We start from the raw sequence: 16,179 nt of genomic DNA, 5'->3' as shown, positions 1-16,179 counted from the left end.
CACCTTAGCCTGCTTTTTTAATGTCTTCATCAACAATCTGGGTTTGATGAAACAGCGCAGCATGAAACAATGTCGCCTGCTGTTCCAGCTCGGCCACATATTCCTGTACCAGACGCTGGAAATAACGGTAAGCAAATAAAGCCGGCACTGCAATCAGCATACCCGCTGCGGTGGTAATCAGTGCTTTGGAAATCCCCGGAATCATTAAAGTCGGATTGCTTGAACTGATATCAATCATCAGGAAAGATTCAATAATCCCCAGAACGGTCCCCAATAAGCCCAGCAACGGCGCCACAGCACTTAAAGTCCCGAGGAAATTAATATTTTTTTCCAGATAGCCAATTTCCTGAGAGGCTGTCGCTTCCATCTGCGCACGCGCAAACTGTTCAGACTGGTGTTTATTTTGCGCACCAGCCATAAAGATTCGGCCCAAAGTACTGTGCTGTAAATTTTCCGATTGCTGCAACTGCTGTAACACGCCTTGCACCGGCTGTCCGGTTTGTAATTGCAAGGCTTTCGGCACCACACCGGCACGCTTAAGACGTAAAAAACGTTCAATACTGATGGCCAGCGTAAACACAGAGCACAACAGTAACGGCAGCATCAGCCAGCCGCCTGCTTTTACCAATTCCCACATTCGATTTTCCCCAATAAATCTACAATAAAAATTAATCAGCCAAGCAGATATTTAAAATACCATCTAGTTCTTCTAAGGAGTGATAGCTGATCACCAGCTTCCCCTTACCCTGCTTGTTATGATCAATTTTGACATTGGCACTGAAACGCTCTGACAGACGTTGTGTCAGTTGCTGAATATCCGGTGCCGGTTCTGCTTTTGGTTTTTCTGTTTTTGGTGCGCTCCAGTCACGCACCAGCTGTTCGGTCTGACGGACCGACAAACTCTTTTCAATCACCAGTTCAGCCACTTTCAGCTGATCTTTGGCTTTTAAGGTCAAAATGGCGCGCGCATGGCCCATATCCAGCAGCCCTTGCTGCATCAGGTCTTTAACTTCTTCAGTTAAAGTCAACAAACGCAACAGGTTACTGACCGTAGTTCGTGCCTTACCGACGGTGTCGGCAATTTCCTGATGGCTCAGACCAAACTCGTCATGGAAGCGCTGCAAGGCCATGGCCTGATCAATCGGATTCAGATCCTGACGCTGAATATTTTCAATTAAAGCCAGTGCAATCGCCACCTGATCGGTCAGGTCACGGACAATTGCCGGAACTTCGGTGAGTCCCGCCAGCTGTGCGGCACGCCAGCGACGTTCACCAGCAATAATTTCATACGGATGCTGTTCGTCATCAATCGGACGAATCACAATCGGTTGCATGACCCCGTGTTTTTCAATCGAGGCGGCAAGTTCCTGTAAGTCCTGTTCATGGATAAAACGGCGTGGCTGATATTCACCCCGTTTTAATAAATGCACATCAATCTGTTTTAGCTGACCATGATCCAAAGACTGGGCTTCAAGTTGTAATTTTTCTTTCTGGATCGACCCAAGTAAGGCATCCAAACCACGACCTTTGGCGAGTCCGCGTTTTTTTATGGTCATGCTTTACTTCCTTTTTTCACTTTGCTTTTCTTTAACATTTCAGCTGCCAGATTCAGGTAAGCAACTGCACCCTTTGAACTTTTCTCAAAATAAATTACAGGCAAACCATGCGCCGGTGCTTCGGCCAGACGCACATTACGTGGAATCACGGTGTCATACAGCTTTTTGCCAAAATACTGTTGCAGCTCTTCAGACACATCACGGGTTAATGCATTACGCGCATCGTACATGGTTCGCAGCACACCAATAATTTCCAGCTCTGGATTTAAAGCCTGCTGAATCCGGTCGATGGTCTGGGTTAAATCGGCCAGACCTTCCAGCGCATAGTATTCACATTGCATTGGAATCATCACGCCCTGTACCGCAGCCAGCGCATTCACGGTAATTAAGCTTAAGCTTGGCGCACAATCGACAATAATGTAGTCAAAACTTTTTTCAATTTCGCCCAGTGCATCACGCAGAATAAACTCGCGCCCTTCCTGCTCGGCAATAGCCAGTTCCACACCGGACAAATCACGGTTTGCACCTAAAACCTTATAACCCACTTCCGATTTGGTAATGGCCGTTTCAATTGGCACTTCGCCCAGCAACACATCGGTAATGGAATATAGAAGGTCGTTTTTTTGGATACCAGAACCCATCGTGGCATTTCCCTGTGAATCCATATCCACAAGTAAAACGCGCTTTTTCAAAACAGCTAACGATGCTGCCAAATTTACTGCGGTTGTAGTTTTACCGACACCACCTTTCTGGTTCGCAATCGCAATAATTTGTGCCATGGTAACCCCAATCCTTAGAATGAATTAAATATGTTTTAATAAAAGTAGATGACGCTGTTCGTCCAGACGTGGAACTTTTAGCTCGATAATTTCACAGCTGAACTCATCTTTCAATGCTTCAACCTCATCGGCCGGAATCAGACCTTTCATGGAAGCAATAATACTCTGTCCATGCATAAACGGTTTTGATGCCGCCACAAAATCGGTCAGAGATGCAAAGGCACGGCTGGTGATGACATCAAACTGGCCTAACTCACGGATACTGTCTTCATTTTCGACTCGGGTTTGGACCACCACCACGTTTTGCAGTTTCAGATCGGCAATAAACTGCTTCAAGAAACGGATTTTTTTGCCATTCGAGTCCAGCAACACGCACTGACGTTCCGGCTGACATAAGGCAATGATCATGCCCGGCATACCGCCACCGGTACCAATGTCCAGCAAACGGCCGGCAGGTAAATCTTTGAGAATACTCAGGCTGTCGAGCAAATGCTTGACCAGCATTTCTTTCGGATCACGAATTGCGGTCAAGTTATACGCTTTGTTCCATAGCACCAAAGCATCTTGATATTGGAGTAATAAATTTAAAGTCTCATCGCTGAGCTCTAAACCCAAGGCCTGACTACCCTGCTTGAGTTCCTGAAAAAACGTATGCATAAACAATGAACGTCTCGAAAAAGTTAGCTGAAAGTATACCGATTTATCTGCCAAGTCACAGCAGCGAGTGCTTAGTGAATATGCACTTAAGCGTACACACCTTGCTGAATTTGTTGATCCAGTGCATTTAATCGCTCAGGAGTGCCAACATCTACCCAGACACCCTGCAATTTGCTGGCGGCAATTTTTTCATCCTGCATGGCCTGTTTCAATAACGGTGCCAGTGGACGCTTGCCACCTTCCAGGCCCTGGAACATCTGCGGATCAATCACGGCAATACCGCTATAGGTCAGATTTTCACCGGATTTTTCCTGATCAAAGGTATAGGCTTTTTGTTCCGATAAGGTGAAATCGCCTTGCGGATGCTGTGCCGGATTCTCTACCAGCACCAGATGCGCCAGCTGTTCCTGTAGTTGTACCGACAATAATGGCGCAAAATCCATGGTGGTCCAGACATCGCCATTGACCAGAATAAAGGGCTCATTGCCGAGCAGCGGCAGCGCGTTAATAATCCCGCCTGCGGTTTCCAGACCTTCGCCTTCATGCGACCAGAGAATATTAACGCCAAACTGGCTGCCATCCCCCAAAGCCTGAGCCAGTTTTTCACCCAGCCAGGCGGTATTGATCACAATTTCGGTTACGCCAATGCGCTGCAGTTTTTCGATATGCCAGACAATTAGCGGCTTACCGCCCACTTCCAGCAAGGGTTTAGGCGTATGCAAGGTTAAAGGACGCATCCGGTTACCTAAACCAGCAGCAAGAATCATGGCTTTCATCAGGCAGCTACCTCATAACGGCCATATTTGGCTTCAAATGCCGGCATAACTTTTTCACGAATAAACTGCATAAAAGGCTGCAATTCGGCATAAGGCTGCGATTCTTCCAGTAGATACCACATCACGCGCGGCAAATCTTTTAAGTAACCCGATTTGCCATCACGCTCGAACAGGCGCACAAAAATACCCAGAATCTTGATATGACGCTGAACCGCCATCAGGTCGGCGTCTTTCTTGAACTGCTCAAAATCACGCTCCTGCTTGGCGCTTTCCGGCAGCAAATCATAAAAGGTTTTAAACCAGCGATAGACACGATCTGCATTCCACTGCACGTAGGCATCACGGGTAATTGAAATCAGATCATAGGTATCGGCGCCAATTACCGCATCCTGAAAATCAATCACCCCAAGTTCGGTCTCACCTGCAATTTTCATCAGGTTCCGGCTGTGAAAATCACGATGTACAATCACTTGTGGCTGGGCCAAAGCCGCATTGGCCAGAATAGCAAAGGTACGCTTGATTAACGCGCTCTCTTCTGCGGTTGGCTGAATCTGTAATGAGGGCAACATCCAGTCGGTGAGCAGCTCCATTTCACTGATCAGTTTTTCATAGGAATAGTCCGGGAAATGGCCTTCGCCAGCAATGGACTGCAATTGGATCAGCTGCTTAAAGCTTTGTGCATAGTAGTCATCGACAGTCTGTTCATTTAACAAGGTCGAGAGCAATACATCACCAAAATCTTCCAGTAGCAAAAAGCCCTGCTGCAGATCTTTGGCGATGATATGCGGCACGCGTACACCATGCGCATCAAAAAATTCATCAATCGTCACAAAAGGACCACAATCTTCTTTTTCTGGTGGTGCATCCATCAGCATAAATGTTTTATTATTCAATTTGATTCGTGCATAACGACGGAAGCTTGCATCGCCTGCTAAAAAATGAGTTTCAAATTGATCTGAACCGAGTACAGATGTAATCCATGTTTGTATCAATTGTTCACGTTGTGTATTCATTTGCAATAAATTCTAATACAGGCTGAGTTTTTAAAGTGCTAAGTGTAGCTACTTCTGCGCTTTTTCTCTATGATGCGACAATAATTAATTGCGATTAAGCACTCTTGGTTAATGAGACAAATGAAGCATCAGTTTAAATTTAATCCTTTAGCGACTGCGATCTTGACCCTGTTATGTGGACACGCGATGAGCAGTCATGCAGAGACCACAGAGCCCGCTTCATCCATCACCAATCAACAACTCAAACAGAGCATTCAGGATGCTTATCCGGGCCAGTCGTTTTTTGAACAGTATTATGTCGATAAAACCGCGCCGGAAGCCCAGCAGCGTTTTGGCCAAGAGCTGAGTTCAGCCTATTGTCAAGGCGCCTGGGTCACGCCAATTAGCCCGGACACCGTGGCCGTTGCTGCTGAAGAAGCCACCTCGACCGTTACCGCTGATTATGGTCACTATAATCCTAATGGGGATTCGGTTTTAGAAGGCAATGTGGTAATTGACCAGCAAGGCCGCCAGATTCGTGCCGATAAAATTACCATTGACCAGACCCAGACCTATGCCAGTGCCGAAGGCCGGGTACAAATGGCGCAAGCCGGTTTACTGGCGCAAAGCGACCAGATCAATTACAACCTGAAAACCCAGCAAGGCGATTTACACAACAGCTTCTATATTGCAGAAGAACAGCACGCACATGGCATGGCGGAAAAGATTGCCCGCACTTCAACCAATACCTTGGTATTGAACAATGCCACCTATAGCACCTGCCCGCCTGAACAGGCACCGACTTGGAAAATTCAGGCCGATGAAATCAAGCTAAATCAGGAAACCGGTCGCGGTGAAACCCGTGGCACCAAACTGTATGTAAAAGATGTGCCGGTGCTGGCAGTGCCATATTTTAACTTCCCGATTGATGACCGTCGTACTACCGGTATTTTGACCCCGAGTTTTGGCTTTACCAATGATGGTGGAGTTGAACTGGCGGTACCGGTCTACCTGAACCTGGCTCCAAACTATGATGCCACCGTGACACCACGCTATATTGGTGACCGTGGCCCGATGCTGGAAGGTGAATTCCGCTATCTGACCGAGAATTTTGGTCAGGGTCAGATCTGGGGCGGCTACCTGGCCTCTGACAATAAATACAATGATGAAGATCGTAAGGATTTTCACTTTCTGCATAACTGGCAGATTAACGAGCAGTTCAATACCAATCTGGAATATAACTACGCTTCAGATAAAGACTATTTTGCTGACTTAAACAACAACCCGAACTCCAGAACCGACCTGAACTTACGCCGCGCCTGGGAACTAAATTATCGCAATGGCATTCCGGGTTTAAAAGCGCAGCTAAAAGTTGAAGATTTCCAGACGCTGGACCCAACTATTCCAGATGAAGACCGGCCGTATGCGCGTTTACCACAGTTCTTATTGAACTATAAAACCGGGAATCCTCAAGGTTTCCAGATCGAGTTTAACCACGACACGGCTTACTTCAAGAAAGATATTAACAATCTGGAAGCCAGTACCACCGACCTGAACAGCTATGAGCCAAGTGGTACCCGTATCTATAACGATTTTAAAGTACGTTATAACTACCGCAACCCATGGTCTTTTGTGATTCCAGAAGTATCACTTCGCAACGTCAACACCTTCTTTGACAAAGACACCCAAAACGCGCTGAATCAGTTTGATTCATCTAGCGAAACCAAATCGGTGACGGTACCGCAGTTTACCCTGGACGCCGGTCTGACCTTTGAAAAAGAAGGTCGCTTCCTGCAAACCATTACCCCGCGTGCCTTCTATGCCTACGCGCCGTATCAGAAGCAGGATGGCCATCCAAATTTTGATTCAGCCACTGCTTCCATTAATTATGACCAGCTGTTTAGCCCATACCGTTTCTACGGCCATGACCGCCTGGAAGACAACAACTTCCTGTCACTCGGTTTAAGCTACAGCCTGTTTGATGAAGTAGGTTTAGAGCGGATTCGTGCCAGCCTGGGTCAAAGCTTCTTCTTTGAAGATCGCCGTGTGACCCTGGAAAATACTGCAGACAGCTTTGATACCGAAAGCCGCACCGGCCCGGTAGTAAGTCTGGCCAGCCAGTTAACCGAAAACCTGAATATTGGTGCCAATGCCGCCTGGATGTCAAACGGTGACAATGCCCAGCGCGATCTGCACCTGTTCTATACCGGTGAACAAGGCAATTTATACAATGTCGGCTATATTAACCGTCGTCATATTCCAAACCGTCAGGATCATTATGATCAGGTGGTGGCCTCGTTCATTCAACCGGTCTACAACAACTGGCGTATTCTGGGTCATGCCCAATACGATTTGGACAATAGCGTCGCCCGTGAATATTTACTCGGTGTGAACTATGAATCCTGCTGCTGGGGCATCTCGGTCTACGGCCGCTCTTATTATAATGATCTGGATGATGTCTCCGATCACAACGTCAAGCCGAAACGCGCCATCATGGCCGAATTAAACCTGAAAGGCCTCGGCAGTTTCAACAATAAACTTGCATCTTTACTTGAAAACCGTATTTTAGGGTTTAATAGAACTAATCAAACTTGGACACAACGTTAATGAAGACACCACAGTTAAAACAATTTTTTAAAGCCACTGCCTTAGCTTTATGTATTTCTTCAGCTGCACCTGCTTTTGCACAAACTGTAGATCAGGTCGTGGCCGTGGTGGATAACAGTGTCATCCTACAAAGTGATTTAGCGCAAACCGCTGCTGAAATGCAGCAACAATTACAGGCACAGAACAAAACCGTGCCACCGGCTCAATATCTACAACAACAGGCCTTAGAACAACTGATCGTGCGTCAGGCACAGCTGGAACAGGTCAAACGCTATAACATCAAGCCTGATGAAAAAGCCTTAAATGAAGCGGTGATGCGTGTGGCCCAACAAAATGGCAGCAAAAGTCTGGAAGATTTCCAGCAGAAAGTCGACCGTATTGCACCGGGGACCTATGCCTCTTTACGCAACCGTATTGCTGAAGATTTGGCAATTAACCGTCTGCGTCAGCAAGTCGTGATGTCGCGAATTAAAATTAGCGATCAGGATGTCGATAACTTCCTGAAAACCCCGCAAGGTCAGGCCGCTTTAGGCAGTCAGGCGCATGTGTTGCATGTGCGCGTATCCGGTGAAAATGCACAGGCCACCGCGGAACAGGTTAAAACTGCACTGAATAACAGCAATGACCTCAATGCCATTAACAAGCAGTTCAGCACAGCTGCCACCAAAGTTGAATCAGCTGATATGGGTTTCCGCAGCCTTTCTGAAATTCCGGCTGAACTGGCTGCACGTGTAAGTGCACTTGACGTCGGTCAGACCACTGAGCTGATTGCAGTCAATGATGGTATTCATGTGCTGAAACTGGTCGATCGTAAAGCCGGTGAACAGCGCGCGCTGGTCCCACAATATCAAACCCGTCATATTCTGATTCAGCCAACAGAAGTGGTGAGCCCAGAAAATGCCAAGCACATGATTGACAGTTTGTATAACCGCCTCAAAGCCGGTGAAGATTTTGCAGTGTTGGCCGGTACTTTCTCAACCGATACCGGTTCTGCCCGTGATGGCGGTAGCCTGGGCTGGGTTAGCCCTGGAGTGATGGTGCCTGAATTTGAACAGCAAATGAAAAGCACCCCGGTAGGTGAAATCAGCCAGCCATTTCAAACCCAGTTTGGCTGGCATATTCTACAGGTGACAGATACCCGCCAGCAGGACATGACCCGCGAATACCAGGAACGTATGGCACGCCAGATTCTAGGTGAACGTCAGTTTGATACCGAACTGGACAGCTGGTTACGTGAAATTCGCAGCAATGCCTTTGTCGATATTAAAGATCCAAACCTGGACCGTAAAAATAACTAGGTCTTAAAAAATGAAAAACCAGTGCCTGCACTGGTTTTTTTAATTCTGGCTTTTCACCTCGCCATCAATAGCAATAAAAAAACCGCTGAATTCAGCGGTTTTTTATAAGAGGACTTAAGCCATTAATATTGATTAACGGTTGTTGTCATCTTCTTGAGAATCTTCAAATTTAGAGTCGTTGTCAAAACCAGAAGCTTGACCACCGAAGCCAGCGCCTTGACCACCGAAGCCACCTTGACCGCCGAAGCCGCCGCCTTGACCGCCGAAGCCGCCGCCTTGACCACCGAAGCCGCCTTGACTACCGAAGCCACCTTGACCACCGAAGCCGCCGCCTTGACCACCGAAGCTGCCTTGACCACCAAAGCCACCACCTTGTCCGCCGCCGAAGCCACCACCTTGACCACCGAAGCCACCAGCACCTTGAGCACCAGCAGGTGCACCAGCAGGACGTGGATTACGTGCAGGTACAACTGTAGAAATCGCGTGTTTGTAAACCATTTGGCTTACTGTATTTTTTAATAGCACCACATACTGGTCAAAAGATTCGATATGACCCTGTAATTTAATACCGTTTACAAGGAAAATAGAAACTGGAATACGTTCTTTACGGAGAGAATTCAAGAACGGATCTTGTAAAGTTTGACCTTTAGACATGTTATAACTCCAAAAATAATTAAAAATCAGCGCAAAAACTATCTTTATTTTTCAATTAAAATTTATAAAAAAGACAGTTCATAAATTTTGCTTTATCCGTAACAGTTTCGCAAGTCTTCTTGAGCCTGCTTTATCGTAAAATATGTTTGAATTTTATGCGATTCCTGCAACGATCTGAGCCAAGTATATTGACGTTTTGCAAGTTGTCGTGTTGCAAATAGGGCCTTATCCTCCATTTCCTGCTTTTTATTGAGACTTTTATCACTTTTCTTTAGAAATTCTAAAGCTTGTCGGTATCCAACAGAGCGCATAGAGGGTAAATTCTCATCTAAATCGTATTTTTCAATAAGCCTTTCCACTTCATTCAAAAAACCCATTGACCACATTATTTCTAATCGTTTTTCTATACGTTGATGTAATTCTACCCGATCTGGCAGCAAGGCGTGATTATGAAAAGTGTAACGATATGGTACATTTTTGGGCTGTTCTGCTTGTAGTTTGGTAATAGGTTGACCGGTTAACTTGAACACTTCCAAGGCCCGGATAATCCGTTGCTTATCGCTGACTTTAAATTTCTGTCCGGCTAAAGCATCTACCGTGCACAATTCGGCATACACCGCTTCCCAGCCTTCACGTGCAGCCTTATCTTCAATTTCAGCGCGCACCGCATAATCTGCACTTGGCAAATTACTGGACAACCCTTCCAGCAAGGCCTTGAAATACAGCATAGTTCCGCCCACCAGAATCGGGGTTTTGCCACGCGCATGCATATCATCAATTAAAGCACAGGCATCTTCTACAAACTGCGCAGCAGAATACACCTCTAAAGGGGTAATAATATCAATCAGATGATGCGGATAACGCGCCTGCTCGGCTTTGCTTGGTTTGGCGGTGCCAATGTCCATATCCTGATACACCAAAGCGGAATCGACTGAAATCAGCTCAAAATGCCCCAGTTCATAGAGTTCACACGCCAAAGCAGTTTTACCGCTTGCAGTAGGTCCCATTAAATTGATGACCGGCAATTGATTTGACATGTACCACTACTCTCCTCGAGCAAAAAGTTTATCTAATTGAGCCAATGGAAAGGCACGCCAGGTCGGGCGGCCATGATTACATTGGCTGGCAAATTCGGTTTGTTCCATCTGGCGCAGCAAGGCGTTCATTTCAGACAGGCTCAGCATACGATGCGCACGCACGGCACCATGACAGGCCATGCCAGCCAGAATCTGGTCACGTTTTTGCAGCAGTGCTTGTGCTTCATCAGCCGGGTCCAGATCATTCAGTAGTTCAGGAATCAGCGCATCAAAATTGGCCTTATGCAAAATCGCCGGCACGCCACGCACAATCACCTGCTCATCACCATATTGATCCAGATCCAGCCCTAAACGCGCCAGCTGCGGTTTCAGCTCTTCAATCCGCATCGCCTGCATCCGGCTAATGCTAATCACTTTAGGAATTAGCAGCTGCTGTGAGGTCCAGAATTCCGGCTTATCCCAAGCCGATTTCATTTGCTGTAATAAAATCCGCTCATGTGCCGCGTGCATATCGACAATAATCAAGCCTTCGGTATTTTGCGCCAGAATGTAAATTCCATGTAACTGGGCGATGGCAATCCCAAGCGGATGTTCATCTACCGGAGCTGGCTGCGTCTCACCTGCGGCCGACTGTGGGCTGGACAATGCAGATTCATCCAGCTCACGTAACGGTGCCAGATAGCTTTTTAGCGCATTGTTCAGCTGCTGTGAGCCGGTATAGACATTGCTATAACCGGTATTCTGACCACTGGCCATTTTCTGGCCTTGTGGCAATGCATAATCCACACTTTGCGGGCAGGCATCGCTAAAATCTGTCAGTAATTCTGGTGCCGCCTGATTAGATACTGGCACGATGGCTTCGGCTGCTTTATGCAGCTGGAACTGTTCCTGATAACGTGGCTGCGCCGCAAACACCGGCTCCGAGGTTTCAGTTTTCATGGCCGTGGCCAAGTCGGCACTGGCGGTTTGGAACTGTGCCAGGGTTTCTTTGCCATAATGACGCACAAACTCATGCACTTCACGCTGGTTTAAAAAGCGGATTTCATGCTTGGTTGGATGCACATTGACATCAATATTTTCAGGTTCAACTTCCAGAAACAGCAAATACGCCGCATGCTGATGACCATGCAAAATACCATCATAGGCCATGCGCAGCGCATGCGAGATGGTCTTGTCTTTGACAATCCGGCCATTTACATAGACATATTGTAAATCGGCCTGTGCCCGCGCATCGGAAGGATGACCCAACCAGCCCGACAAACGCATACTGATACTATCGGCATCAATCCAGTAAGCATTTTCGGTAAACTGTCGTCCCAGCAATTGCTGCACACGCTGAAAACGCAGCTCGCCACTGTCAGCAACCGGCAGGTTCAGCTTGATGCTGTTATTATGTTCCAGCACAAAACGGATATCAAAATGCGTCAGTGCCAGACGGCGCACGATTTCTTCAATATGGCCAAATTCGGTGCCCGGCTTTTTTAAAAATTTACGGCGTGCCGGCACATTAAAAAACAAGTCCTGCACCCGAATATGAGTTCCTTTCGGCGCAGCCACCGGCACAATCTCCTGATGATCAAAAGCCGTGCCATTCACTTCGACCTGATAGCCCACCCCTTCATCTGTCTGGCTACTGATCAGGCTTAAACGCGATACTGCGGCAATGGACGCCAGCGCTTCACCACGAAAACCGAGGCTGACAATAGCATGCAAATCATCGGCAGTTTGAATTTTACTGGTGGCATGACGCATCACTGCCAAGGGCAAATCTTCAGGATGAATCCCGCGCCCATTGTCAATAATTTCAATCAGGGTGCTGCCGCCCTGTTCCACCCGGATAATCAGTTCGGTCGCACCGGCGTCAATCGCATTTTCTAATAATTCTTTGACCACAGAAGCCGGACGCTCAATAACTTCACCGGCGGCAATCTGGTTGGCCAGTGCCGGATCAAGCGCGCGGATACGACGTGTACTTAAATCAGCCGACATGGGTAAAATTCTGCTCCAGAGCGTGTTGCAAAGCGGCAGAAGACGAGTTGAGAGTTGCGGTGCGGCTCAGTTCATCTTCAGACTTTAGAATATTAATAATCAGGTCCGGTGCTGGAATTTCATCCCCACCTTTTGATGGCCATTCAAATAAAAATAAGGCGTTTGCTGTATCCAGATAATCGCGGATGCCCATCAGTTCCAGTTCATACGGGTCATTCAGGCGATACAGGTCGAAGTGGAAAATATCCTGGCCATTGACCTGATACGGCTCCACCAGGGTATAGGTCGGACTTTTTACCGATCCCTGATGACCTAAGCTTTGTAACAGATAACGGGTTAGCGTGGTTTTCCCTGCGCCCAAATCCCCAATCAGATAAATCACCCCGCGCGGGAAATGCGCCGCCAAAACCTGAGCCAGATTTTGGGTCTCTTGTTCATTGTTCAGGTTCAGACAAAATGAATACTGCATAATACTCGCGACATGATTCAAAACAGCAATTATGATAGCATCGCAGCCGCTTAAAAGCCTATTCGACTGCGTCAGAATCTGTATTTTTTCACAGCATTTGTTGCCTAATTTGAGATGTACACCCGTTCATGAGCTCCGCTGCCGATTTTATTCCCCCGATGATTAATGGCGTTAGCGCCAGCAAAGTTTATTTGCAGCTATCATCGGCACGTACAGTGTATGCCTACCTGTGCCAGCAGTTTCCGCATATTTCCGCTGCTGAATGGCAGTCGCGCTTTCAGGATGGTCTGGTCTATGATGCACATGGTCAGCGTCTAAACACAGACAGTCCTTTTCAGGCGCATACGCACTGTTTTTACTATCGTTTTTTGGCCCATGAAGTAACGGTGCCGTTTCAGCATCAGATTTTATTTGAAAATGAAGATTTGCTGGTGGTAGATAAACCGCATTTTCTGACCATGAGCCCAACCGGACAATATGTGCAGCAAACCTTACTGGTGCGTTTGAAACAGCAAACTGGCAATGAACAGCTGACCCCGATTCACCGTTTAGACCGGGAAACTGCCGGCGTGGTGCTATTTTCCAAACAGCCGGCCAGTCGTGGTCTTTATCAGCAAATGTTTGCCGAACGTCAGGTCCGCAAGACCTATCATGCGATTGCACCTTTTCGTGCCGATTTAAGTTTTCCTTGCACCACCCGTTACCGCATGGAAAAAGGTCAGCCGTTTTATACCATGCAGGTGGTGGATGGAGTACCCAACAGCGAAACCGATATTGAGCTGTTAGCGCATAACGGTCATTTGGCAAAGTATTTGCTTAAACCTGTCACCGGTAAGCAGCATCAATTGCGGGTGCATTTAAATCAGCTTGGAATTGCTATTTTAAACGATCCATTTTATCCGCAGGTGCAGCATAAAACGGAAGATGATTTTTCTGCGCCTTTACAGCTTCTGGCCAAAGATATTTGCTTTCAGGACCCAATCAGCAAAGCAGCAATGGCGTTTAGCTCCCAATTTGACCTGACACTGTAATCTAATTGTCATTACATTTATTTCAATTTTTCCTGTGTATGAATATTGAAATTACAAATGGTTAGATTAAAATGTGTCTACACAGTTAAGTGCACTTAAATTAATTAAAATCATGAGAAAAACTGAAGTTTATCAAATTCGCCTGGATTCTCAGGAAAAGAAACAGGCTTTTGCCGTGTTTAAACAGTTGGGGATTACACCGGCACAAGCGGTTCGTCTGTTCTTTAAACAGGTCGTTCTGACCAAATCTATTCCTTTTTCTATCGAAAACCAGAATATTAATCTGGAGCAGCTGATCAAGTTAAGAAAGCTCAAGCAAGAACAGCAAAATACTCAGGCCACACCAACACCTGCGCCCGTCAGCACCGACACTTCCCCACTGGACGATGAAGATCTGGACCTGTTTGCCGAATTAAATGCCCTCTTGGGTGAAACTGACAAAAGTTAACAGTGTTGTATTTATAAACAATATTTTAATTTAATCTGCTAAAAACTTGGTTATGCTGCATAGACAACAATAAGATATGCAGGGAGTCATGGATGATTGTCAGACGCGCAACCGTAGCAGATCTCGAGCAGCTGGCCGTATTATTTGATGAATATCGTCAATTTTATGGTGCATCTTCTAACCTGAAGCTTTCACACCAGTTTTTACAACAGCGTTTTGAAAATCATGAAAGCGTGATTTTTATTCATGTGAAAGATGAGGTGATTACCGGTTTTATCCTGCTGTATTTAGGCTTTTCTTCGGTGGCCTGTACCACCTATTATATTCTGGATGATGTCTATGTGACGCCGGTCTATCGTCGTCAAGGCTCGGCCAAACAGCTGATTGATACCGCAATTCATTTTGCCCGTCATAACAATGCACTACGGATTAGTCTGCAAACCCAGAACAACAACTATCAATCGCATCAACTGTATGAACAGATGGGCTTTATTAAAGACAATGAGTTTCAGACCTACCACTGTTTCTTAAAATAGCCCAATCTATTAAAAGCCGGTTTAATCCTGCATCCGGGTACGCGCCTGCTGTACCTGGGCGTCATCTAAATAGATCCACTGCCCCAACTCGAGTTCTGGCAGGTTTAAAGCGCCAATTTGCTGACGATGCAGCTTTTCCACCTTATTGCCAACTGCTGCCAGCATCCGCTTTACCTGATGATAGACACCCTGATGAATGGTCATTTCCAGCTCGTGCTCGGCCAGACGGCAAATATCGGTGGCAGCAAAAATGCCGCTTTCATTGCGCAGTTCGACTCCATCTGCCAGTTGCTGGATTTGCGCATCTGTGACCGGATCTGCGGTGTACATGCGATAGACTTTGGCCACATGCTTTTTCGGATGGGTCAGCGCCTGTAAAAACTGGCCATCATCAGTTAGCAATAACAAACCGGTGGTGTCCTGATCTAAACGTCCCACACATTGCAGGCCACGATTCAGCAAAATATCGTCAAACAGATCAAACACACTAAAATGATGGGTGGCCTGATGTGAACACTCATAACCTTGCGGTTTGTTTAACGCGATATAGACCTTCTCCCGATAGGTATAGTCCTGCCCATAGACCGAAAATTTTAAACCCTGCAACTGCAGTTTCTGTTTGGGTTGGGTGATGACTTCACCCTCAATGGCAATCGCACCATTTTGAATCAGCTGCTGGCAGTGTTTGCGTGAACCAAAGCCTTGCGATTGCAACATTTTTTCTAAAGTCATCGAATTACCTGTGGAGTGAAAGCTGTATCAATATGGAAGATGGCGTATTTTATACTGAAACCGCGCTGGAGTTGGAATCTATCAGCAGGCCCCGCTGAAAAAGGCTACAATAATGGCCTCTTTTTCTCCCATGCCACCGTGTTCAGCCTGTATGTCACACCTCGATTTAAACCTGATTGTTCTGCTTATTTTATTGGCCTGCGGTATTTTTAGTCACAATACTGCCGTCACCATTGCCGCCGCGGTGTTAATCGTGTTTCGCATCACACCACTGGAAGTATATTTTCCGCTCTTGCAACAGCATGGTTTAAATATTGGCATTATCATTTTGACCATTGGCGTACTAACGCCCATTGCCAGCGGTAAAATCCCCGGTGATGAAATCCTGAAATCATTTATGCACTGGAAATCCATACTCGCGATTGGCATAGGCCTGTTTGTGGCCTGGCTCGGTGCACGTGGGGTACAGCTGATGAGCCATCAACCGAATATTGTCGCTGGCCTGCTGATTGGTACGGTTGCCGGTGTGGCCTTGCTGCGCGGTGTGCCGGTCGGACCATTAATTGCCGCCGGCATTTTATCGTTATTGATTGGTTCTAAATAGCCGCTTCATACAGA

At 46.7% G+C, this 16,179-nt stretch carries 17 protein-coding genes; 6 read left to right on the top strand and 11 right to left on the bottom strand.

Going from position 1 to position 16,179, the window contains the following annotated elements:
- Positions 1-4: 4 nt before the first annotated feature.
- The 6 genes from ACVLR6_RS06450 to ACVLR6_RS06425 form a co-directional block, all read right to left on the bottom strand.
- Positions 5-637, bottom strand: coding sequence for a MotA/TolQ/ExbB proton channel family protein (locus tag ACVLR6_RS06450; protein WP_005177480.1), 633 nt, complete (start codon positions 635-637; stop codon positions 5-7).
- A gap of 31 nt (positions 638-668) precedes the next feature.
- On the bottom strand, positions 669-1,556 hold the full coding sequence (locus tag ACVLR6_RS06445; protein ID WP_005177477.1) for a ParB/RepB/Spo0J family partition protein: 888 nt from the start codon (positions 1,554-1,556) through the stop codon (positions 669-671).
- Positions 1,553-2,335, bottom strand: coding sequence for a ParA family protein (locus ACVLR6_RS06440; protein ID WP_005177476.1), 783 nt, complete (start codon positions 2,333-2,335; stop codon positions 1,553-1,555). Before ACVLR6_RS06440 ends, ACVLR6_RS06445 begins: the two co-directional genes overlap by 4 nt.
- A gap of 24 nt (positions 2,336-2,359) precedes the next feature.
- A complete protein-coding gene (gene rsmG / locus ACVLR6_RS06435; RefSeq protein ID WP_455996075.1) occupies positions 2,360-2,992 on the bottom strand; it encodes a 16S rRNA (guanine(527)-N(7))-methyltransferase RsmG in 633 nt (210 codons plus the stop codon).
- A gap of 86 nt (positions 2,993-3,078) precedes the next feature.
- Positions 3,079-3,768, bottom strand: a complete 690-nt coding sequence (gene murU, locus ACVLR6_RS06430; protein ID WP_171431954.1) for an N-acetylmuramate alpha-1-phosphate uridylyltransferase MurU — start codon at positions 3,766-3,768, stop codon at positions 3,079-3,081.
- On the bottom strand, positions 3,768-4,781 hold the full coding sequence (locus tag ACVLR6_RS06425; protein ID WP_455996073.1) for an aminoglycoside phosphotransferase family protein: 1,014 nt from the start codon (positions 4,779-4,781) through the stop codon (positions 3,768-3,770). Before ACVLR6_RS06425 ends, murU begins: the two co-directional genes overlap by 1 nt.
- A gap of 120 nt (positions 4,782-4,901) precedes the next feature.
- On the opposite strand from ACVLR6_RS06425, the gene ACVLR6_RS06420 reads away from it, so the two are divergent.
- Both ACVLR6_RS06420 and ACVLR6_RS06415 read left to right on the top strand, forming a co-directional pair.
- Positions 4,902-7,367 carry an LPS-assembly protein LptD gene (locus tag ACVLR6_RS06420; protein ID WP_455996071.1) on the top strand — a complete coding sequence of 822 codons (2,466 nt, stop codon included), beginning with the start codon at positions 4,902-4,904 and terminating at the stop codon, positions 7,365-7,367.
- Positions 7,367-8,665 carry a peptidylprolyl isomerase gene (locus tag ACVLR6_RS06415; RefSeq protein ID WP_016658233.1) on the top strand — a complete coding sequence of 433 codons (1,299 nt, stop codon included), beginning with the start codon at positions 7,367-7,369 and terminating at the stop codon, positions 8,663-8,665. The genes ACVLR6_RS06420 and ACVLR6_RS06415 overlap by 1 nt, the downstream gene beginning before the upstream one ends.
- A gap of 132 nt (positions 8,666-8,797) precedes the next feature.
- On the opposite strand, the gene hfq is transcribed toward ACVLR6_RS06415, so the two are convergent.
- The 4 genes from hfq to tsaE all read right to left on the bottom strand — a co-directional run bounded on the left by hfq (position 8,798) and on the right by tsaE (position 12,814).
- Complete coding sequence (gene hfq / locus ACVLR6_RS06410) at positions 8,798-9,319, bottom strand: RNA chaperone Hfq (RefSeq protein WP_411686882.1); 522 nt, start codon at positions 9,317-9,319, stop codon at positions 8,798-8,800.
- Positions 9,320-9,411: 92 nt separating this feature from the next.
- Complete coding sequence (miaA, locus tag ACVLR6_RS06405; RefSeq protein WP_005177459.1) at positions 9,412-10,356, bottom strand: tRNA (adenosine(37)-N6)-dimethylallyltransferase MiaA; 945 nt, start codon at positions 10,354-10,356, stop codon at positions 9,412-9,414.
- Between the two features lie 6 nt (positions 10,357-10,362).
- Entirely contained in the window at positions 10,363-12,345 is a 1,983-nt protein-coding gene (mutL, locus tag ACVLR6_RS06400) for a DNA mismatch repair endonuclease MutL (protein ID WP_455996069.1), read from the bottom strand.
- A complete protein-coding gene (gene tsaE / locus ACVLR6_RS06395) occupies positions 12,335-12,814 on the bottom strand; it encodes a tRNA (adenosine(37)-N6)-threonylcarbamoyltransferase complex ATPase subunit type 1 TsaE (protein ID WP_075166770.1) in 480 nt (159 codons plus the stop codon). The genes mutL and tsaE overlap by 11 nt, the downstream gene beginning before the upstream one ends.
- A gap of 128 nt (positions 12,815-12,942) precedes the next feature.
- Here tsaE and ACVLR6_RS06390 point away from each other — a divergent pair, with 128 nt between their 5' ends.
- The 3 genes from ACVLR6_RS06390 to ACVLR6_RS06380 all read left to right on the top strand — a co-directional run bounded on the left by ACVLR6_RS06390 (position 12,943) and on the right by ACVLR6_RS06380 (position 14,829).
- Positions 12,943-13,845 (top strand): RluA family pseudouridine synthase, encoded by a 903-nt coding sequence (locus tag ACVLR6_RS06390; protein WP_455996067.1) that lies wholly within the window; start codon positions 12,943-12,945, stop codon positions 13,843-13,845.
- A 112-nt stretch (positions 13,846-13,957) separates the two neighbouring features.
- Positions 13,958-14,293, top strand: a complete 336-nt coding sequence (locus ACVLR6_RS06385) for a type II toxin-antitoxin system RelB/DinJ family antitoxin (RefSeq protein WP_005177448.1) — start codon at positions 13,958-13,960, stop codon at positions 14,291-14,293.
- Between the two features lie 92 nt (positions 14,294-14,385).
- Positions 14,386-14,829: a GNAT family N-acetyltransferase gene (locus ACVLR6_RS06380; protein WP_005177446.1), complete on the top strand. Its 444-nt coding sequence runs from the start codon at positions 14,386-14,388 to the stop codon at positions 14,827-14,829.
- A 21-nt stretch (positions 14,830-14,850) separates the two neighbouring features.
- Here ACVLR6_RS06380 and ACVLR6_RS06375 read toward each other — a convergent pair whose 3' ends face one another.
- Entirely contained in the window at positions 14,851-15,561 is a 711-nt protein-coding gene (locus tag ACVLR6_RS06375; RefSeq protein ID WP_005177444.1) for a pseudouridine synthase, read from the bottom strand.
- A gap of 151 nt (positions 15,562-15,712) precedes the next feature.
- Between ACVLR6_RS06375 and ACVLR6_RS06370 the strand changes: the two genes are divergently transcribed.
- A complete protein-coding gene (locus ACVLR6_RS06370) occupies positions 15,713-16,165 on the top strand; it encodes a DUF441 domain-containing protein (protein ID WP_034597660.1) in 453 nt (150 codons plus the stop codon).
- Positions 16,166-16,179 lie beyond the last annotated feature (14 nt).

It is taken from the genome of Acinetobacter sp. T63, assembly GCF_053852345.1.
The sequence above is the reverse complement of the archived record's forward strand: the minus strand, read 5'-3'. Positions and strand labels throughout refer to the sequence as shown.